The organism is Myxococcus sp. CA039A, assembly GCF_013336645.1.
Lineage (GTDB): Bacteria > Myxococcota > Myxococcia > Myxococcales > Myxococcaceae > Myxococcus > Myxococcus llanfairpwllgwyngyllgogerychwyrndrobwllllantysiliogogogochensis.
In genome coordinates this window covers 21,162-27,218 of record NZ_JABUMQ010000135.1, presented here as the reverse complement: position 1 = coordinate 27,218, position 6,057 = coordinate 21,162, and the positions used below count along the sequence as shown (strand labels likewise).

Genomic DNA, 6,057 nt, shown 5'->3' with positions numbered 1-6,057 from the left:
CCCCCCACCGGACCGCGTCTTCCCCCGCTGCCTGAACCCATAGCATTCGCCGTGCCGACGCCTGCGGGGCGCTCGAAGCCAGTGAGTACGCGCGGTTGCGGGGAGGCCATCGTCCTTGGGGATGAGGCCACCGGTCGGAACCGGAAAAATCTCCGGGCCTCCAGGGTGGGCGGCCTAACGTGCATGCGCGTTGTTTGCCGAAAGGGAGGAATCGCTTTGCGCCTGCAAGTCGTCACCACGGCCCTGCTCGCCCTCAGCGCGTGCTCACGCACGACGGAGGGGCCCTCGCCCGCGGTGGAGCGCATCGTCAACCCCCGCGCCCGCGTCAGCGAGCTTCCCCAGGTCTGCAACGCGCAGGGCGGGCAGACAGGCTGGAGCCTGGAAGTGGTGGGCAAGCGCTTCACGCCCGTCCCCGGCGAGGCGCTCACGGACACGCCGACGGTGGAGCTGCCCGTGGTGACGCTGCGAGGGCCATCCACGTACACGCTGACGCGGAGCCAGGTCTTCTACGTGCGTCCGGAGCTGCTCGTGCTCAACGTTCCCACGCGCGACAGCACGCCTCCGGTGGAGCTCGCCCCGGGCACCTATGAAGTGGAGGTCGCCAATCCCCTGGGCGGCACCGGCTCGCTGCCGGACGCGGTGAGGGTGGTGCCGCCTCCCACGGTGACTCGCGTGGTGCCTCCGGTGGATGGGTACACGGCCACGGGCACCAATCCCATCGTCATCGAGGGCAGCGACTTCCAGCCAGGCTCGTCCCCCATCATCGTCCTGCGCCGCGAGGGCGAGACCGACCTGCCGCTCTTCTTCGTCACCGTCGTTTCGACGACGCGCATCGAGTCGGAGATTCCGCCGGGCACTCCCGAGGGCCTCTATGACCTGGTGGTCACCCAGCCTGAGGGCTGCGCGGACATCGCTCCTGGCGCGGTCGACCTCCGCTATCCCCACCTGGGGGCACTCACGCTGACGCCCAGGTCCGGCGGCGAGCTGAGCAACACCGCCATCCGCCTCTTCAATGCCCCCACGGGCGACCAGCGCGGCTTCACGGACGCGCCGGAGCTCTTCGTGCTGGCGTCCTTGAAGACAGCCCCCTCCGTGTTGCAGCGCATTCCGCTGCGCGCGGTGACGCGGGTGTCGGCCAACGAGGTCACCGCGGAGCTGCCCACGTGCTCGGGCTTCGAGGAGCCTGTCAGCGACCCCAAGTGCCCCAACGGCCTCGCCCCCGGCGGGCCCTATGCGCTCGAGGTCATCGACCCGAGCGGCGCGGTGGGAGCGGTGCCCGCGTCGGAGGGCTTCACCGTGGTGGCCGAGCCGACCGCGACGCGCACCTCCGACGACGGGGCCCCTCCCCTGCCTGGAGCCCTCCTGCCATGAACGCACTCGTGCTCGTCGCGCTCACCGCGCTCGCCGCTTCCGGCTCGAAGTCCGCCGCCTCGACGGAAGGTGTCGGAGGAGGCCGCGTGCTGCTGGCGCCGAAGGTGGGCTTCTTCAAGTCCACCGCGCCGCTGGGGGGAGACCTCTACCTGGGCCTGGAGCTGGGCTACGTCACGCCGCTCTTGAAGCGACGGCTCGCGGTGGTGCTGGAGGTGAACTACCACCGGCCGCAGGCCTCCGGTGCGCTCACGGACTCACAACTGGGGGGCTTCGGCGCGCCGCCTCCGGATGGCCGCTACACGCTCGCGGTGCGCGAGGTCGCCTTCCTGCTGTCGGCGGTCTTCCGCTTCGAACGGGCCCTGGGTCCGCTGACGCCGTACGTGGGAGGTGGCCCCGGGCTGTACCTGCACCGCGCCACGTCCGACCTCTTCGGCGCCACCGCGTCGGAGAGCGGTGGCGGCCTGGGCCTGCAAGCGCTCGCGGGGCTGGAGCTTCCACTGGGCCCCGGCGGCCTCTTCTTCGAAACGCACTACCACCTGGCCCCGCTGGACTTCGTCACCACGGGCGATGTGAATGTCGGAGGCTTCCTCGCGGGAGGCCTGGGCTACCGCCTGCGCCTGTGAGGCTTCAGGCCCGTCCCACCGGCGGGCGCAGCACCCTCAACACTTCCTGGGCGACCAGGTCCCGGACCGCGGTCCTCAGCGCATCGAGGAGGTGGTGGAGGGATTCGGTGGTGTCACCCGGGGCGTCGATGACGCGCTCGTGGCTGCCGTCGAAGACGCGCATGCGGCCCGGCACCAGCGCGATGACCGGCTGCGTCGGGTAGCGCTTGCGCAAGAGCCCGAGGAAGAGCGGGTGGTCCTCGTCCTGCCTGCGCAGGTCCACCACCACGAGCGCGGGTGGTGACGAGGTGATGGACGCGAGCGCGTCGTCGGTGTCGCCGGTGGCGGAGATGGCCAGGCTCTCATCGTCGACCGCGAGGACGCGGCGCAGCAGCTCGCGCGAAGCGACATGGGGGCTGGCGATGAGGACGCGACGCATCTGACTGGAAACCTAACCCTTCCAGACCGCGATGGCCGCACCCGAGAAGGCGACCGCAGACCCCAGCACCCGGGCGAGCGTGGCGGGACGGTTCTCCACCATCGCATCCCAGACAAGGCTGGTGGCGAGCTGCGCGGCGATGAGCAGGAGGACGGAATGCACGGCGCCCACGCGGCCAATGGCCCAGGGCATGCCGACCACGATGACGACGCCGCACAACCCGGGCAGCAGGTGCCAGAAGGTGAAGCCGGAGAAGCGCCCCTGTGCGGCGGCCTCGGGCCACAGGCCGGGCACGGAGCGCGCCACCGCGTACACGGCGAAGGTGGCCACCGTCGCAACCACCATGTTCATCAACACCGCGCCCAGCAGGCCCCACTGGCCGGCGAAGCGCTTGTTGAGACCACCCTGGGCGACGACTGCCAGCCCACACAGCAAGGGAACGAGCGAGACAAAACGCATGGGCGCGGGTGGGTATCCCGAACGCGGGGCCTCCTGCAAGGAGACATGCGCGGCCACGACTTCCCTCTCGCCTTCGCGATGTGGCTGGCGGAACGTGGATTGACCGGCTAGGTCCCATCGGCGCCCATGGACGGCTCCTGCGAGCTCCACTTCGACTGCGGCACGCTGGTGGCTCCCACGCTGCCGGATGACGCGCGGCTGCTCGCCCTGTTCCAGAAGGATGGTCGCACGGGTGTGTACCGCGCGCCGGCATGGCACTACCGCGACGTGGTGCTGCGGCTGCGGGAGCTGGGCGTGGGGTACGACGACCGGGCGAAGCGCTTCGAGCCGCTCGAGATGGCGCTGACCGTTCCCATCCAGCCGTTTCCCCACCAGAGCGCGGCGTTGGAGGCGTGGACGAAGGCAGGGGGACGGGGCCTGGTGGAGCTGCCGACGGGCGCGGGCAAGACGCTGCTGGCGGTGCTGGCCATCGCCCACGTGAAGCGGCCCACCCTGGTGGTGGTGCCGACGCTGGATTTGATGACGCAGTGGCAGGGCGTGCTCGCGCGCCACTTCTCCGTGCCGGTGGGGATGCTGGGCGGCGGGGTGAGTGACCGACAGTCGCTGACGGTGACGACGTACGACTCGGCGGCGATGCAGACGGAGTTCCACGGCAACCGCTTCGGCCTGCTGGTCTGCGACGAGTGTCACCACCTGCCGGCGCCGAGCTACCGCTTCATCGCGGAGGGCTCGTTGGCGCCCTACCGGCTGGGCCTCACCGCGACGCTGGAGCGCACGGACGGCGGGGAGCGGGTGTGCGAGGAACTGCTGGGCCCACGCGTACACCGCACCGACATCCGCGAGCTTCAGGGCGAGTACCTGGCGCCCTACGAGGTGAAGCAGGTGGCGGTGCCGCTGACGGCGGACGAGAAGGCTCGCTACGACGAGGCACGGGCGCTCTATCTCAACTTCGTGCGCAAGCTGGGCGTGCGGCTGTCCGCGCCGGACGGGTGGGCGCGCTTCCTGGCGCAGAGCCAGCGCAGCGACGAGGGCCGGGCCGCGTATCGCGCCTACCGCGAGCAGCGCCGCATCGCCCTCACCTCCAGCGGCAAACAGGAGGTGCTGTGGCGCATCCTCCTGGAGCACCGCGAGGACCGCGTGCTCGTCTTCACCGACGACAACGAGACGGTGTACACGCTGGCGCGAAGGCTGCTGCTTCCCGCCCTCACGCATCACACGCCCGTGCCGGAGCGCAAGGCGCTGCTGGCGGCCTTCTCCTCCGGGGAGCTGCCCGTGCTGCTCACCTCACGTGTGCTGAACGAGGGGGTCGACGTGCCCGAGGCGCGCGTGGGCGTGGTGCTCAGCGGCAGCGGCAGCGTGCGCGAACATGTACAGCGACTGGGACGCATCCTGCGCAAGCGCCCCGGAAAGCGCGCGCTCTTGTACGAGGTGTGCTCCGCGCAGACGGCGGAGAGCGGCATCAGCGAGCGGCGACGTCAGCACGACGCCTATCAGGAGGAACCCTGAGGTGCTGATGCCCGCGCGACTCACCGTCGGGGCTGGACTGGCTCGCCGCGTCCTGCCACGAGGCTGCATATGCTGACGCGCGAGCTGCTCGCCTTCCGCGTGAACAAGGGCGTGCTGCGCCCCGCCTTCGTGAAGCGCGACGATGAGGCACTGCTGTCCCTGGCCTCGGAGCTGCTTGCCACCGTGGAGTCATCCCGGGGCGAGACGAGTGACGACGTGGAGGAAACCCTGGGCCTGTCGGCCGGGGCCTTCACCCGCCCTAAAATCGCGCGCGGACTGGTGAAGCTCGTCCTGGACCGGCTCGTCTTCGAAGAGCCCGCGCCCGGCGCCTCCGAAGCCCGCTGGGAGCGCTTCACGACGGCCGCCCGAACCCTGCGCACGCTGCCCCCCGACACCTCCGTGGAGGGTTACGAGGCACGTCTGGAGCAAGCCCTCGGAGTGCCCCTGACCGACGCACGGGCCGCGCTCTACGCGGACCTGCCTGGGAATCGAAAGCTCCTGGGCTGGGATGGCGAAGCCCCCACGGCGCAGGTGCTCGTGGACCGCTACAACCTGGCTCTGGCCCAGGGGCCGCTGCTGTCGGCCAGGCGCCTGACGCTGCGGGCTCGCTCACCGGAGCTGCTGCGCGTGCGCAAGGTGCTGCGATGGCTGAAGTTCTGCCGCCTCGTCGCGGAGGTGCGCCGCGATGGGCCGGACTGGGAGCTGGAGGTGGAAGGGCCCGGCGCAATGCTGGCGATGCAGAAGAAGTACGGCCTGCAGCTCGCCTCGTTCCTGTCGGTCGTCCCGGTGCTGGAGCGCTGGGAGCTGAAGGCCACCGTGGAGCCTTCGCGCCGGCAGGCCACGCTGACCCTGAGCGACAAGGACCCGCTCGTCTCGCCCCTACCCGCCGCGTTGGGCCACGTGCCGGAGGAAGTCATGTCGCTGTCGGCGAGCTTCGCGGATGACGCGTGGGAGCTGGACCTGACGCCGCTGCCCCGACACGTGGGCGCCGCGAGCCTGTGCGTGCCGGACCTGACCTTCCGTCACCGCGCGTCGCGCCAGGAAGTCGCGCTGGAGCTCTTTCACCCCTGGCACGCGAGCGCCCTGACACGCAGGCTCGCGGAGCTGCGCACGCGACCGGACACAGGACTCCTGCTCGGAGTCGACCGCGCGCTCCTGTCGAAGGAGCCCACCGAACGCGAGACGCTGGAGGGCCACCCCCAGGTGGTTCTCTTCCACGGGTTCCCCTCCGCGAAGAAGCTCCGGGAGCGGCTGGGGAAGCTGGAGGCCGCGCGCGCCAGTACGTAGCGCACGGCCGGGCGTCAGCCGTTGCCCTTGGGCCGGAACTGCGCGGCCAGGACACTCAGCAGGCGGATGGCGCTGCGGTCCAACTGCTTGGCCCGACGCAGCAGGCGGCGCAGCTCACCGGACTCGCCATACTCGCTGGGAGGCTCCGCGGCCCACTTCACGTCCTGGGTCGGCTTGAGACCCAGCGCTTCGTCTGCGGAGATGGAGAGCACCACGCACAGCCGGCGGAAGGTCTGGATGCTCGGCAACATGTGGCCGCGCTCCAGTCGCCCGTAGACTTCACTCGCGATACCGATGCGCTCCGCGACGTCGGCCTGCGTCAGATTCAGGCGAGTCCGTGCGAGGCGCGCAGCTCCTCCGAGGCGGGATGCGAGGGTCTTTTCCATGTTCGTT

The 6,057-nt window shown here is 70.5% G+C and carries 7 protein-coding genes; 4 read left to right on the top strand and 3 right to left on the bottom strand.

The genetic code is table 11. From position 1 onward, the window contains the following. Positions 1-216 precede the first annotated feature (216 nt). Positions 217-1,371 (top strand): hypothetical protein, encoded by a 1,155-nt coding sequence (locus HR086_RS22745; protein WP_174466635.1) that lies wholly within the window; start codon positions 217-219, stop codon positions 1,369-1,371. After that, the gene (locus tag HR086_RS22740) at positions 1,368-1,994 is read left to right on the top strand and encodes a hypothetical protein (RefSeq protein ID WP_141646002.1); all 627 of its coding nucleotides are present in this window, start codon (positions 1,368-1,370) and stop codon (positions 1,992-1,994) included. The genes HR086_RS22745 and HR086_RS22740 overlap by 4 nt, the downstream gene beginning before the upstream one ends. A gap of 4 nt (positions 1,995-1,998) precedes the next feature. Here the strand turns inward: HR086_RS22740 and HR086_RS22735 are convergent, their stop codons facing one another. Together HR086_RS22735 and HR086_RS22730 are read right to left on the bottom strand one after the other, a co-directional pair. Then, positions 1,999-2,412 (bottom strand): DNA-binding response regulator, encoded by a 414-nt coding sequence (locus tag HR086_RS22735; RefSeq protein WP_141646001.1) that lies wholly within the window; start codon positions 2,410-2,412, stop codon positions 1,999-2,001. A gap of 12 nt (positions 2,413-2,424) precedes the next feature. Continuing rightward, positions 2,425-2,871, bottom strand: coding sequence for a DMT family transporter (locus HR086_RS22730; protein WP_141646000.1), 447 nt, complete (start codon positions 2,869-2,871; stop codon positions 2,425-2,427). 126 nt (positions 2,872-2,997) lie between these two features. Between HR086_RS22730 and HR086_RS22725 the strand changes: the two genes are divergently transcribed. Next, on the top strand, positions 2,998-4,377 hold the full coding sequence (locus HR086_RS22725) for a DEAD/DEAH box helicase family protein (protein ID WP_174457638.1): 1,380 nt from the start codon (positions 2,998-3,000) through the stop codon (positions 4,375-4,377). Positions 4,378-4,446: 69 nt separating this feature from the next. Continuing rightward, positions 4,447-5,664 (top strand): DUF790 family protein, encoded by a 1,218-nt coding sequence (locus tag HR086_RS22720; RefSeq protein WP_174466634.1) that lies wholly within the window; start codon positions 4,447-4,449, stop codon positions 5,662-5,664. 14 nt (positions 5,665-5,678) lie between these two features. Here HR086_RS22720 and HR086_RS22715 read toward each other — a convergent pair whose 3' ends face one another. Further along, entirely contained in the window at positions 5,679-6,050 is a 372-nt protein-coding gene (locus HR086_RS22715; protein ID WP_141645997.1) for a helix-turn-helix transcriptional regulator, read from the bottom strand. Positions 6,051-6,057 lie beyond the last annotated feature (7 nt).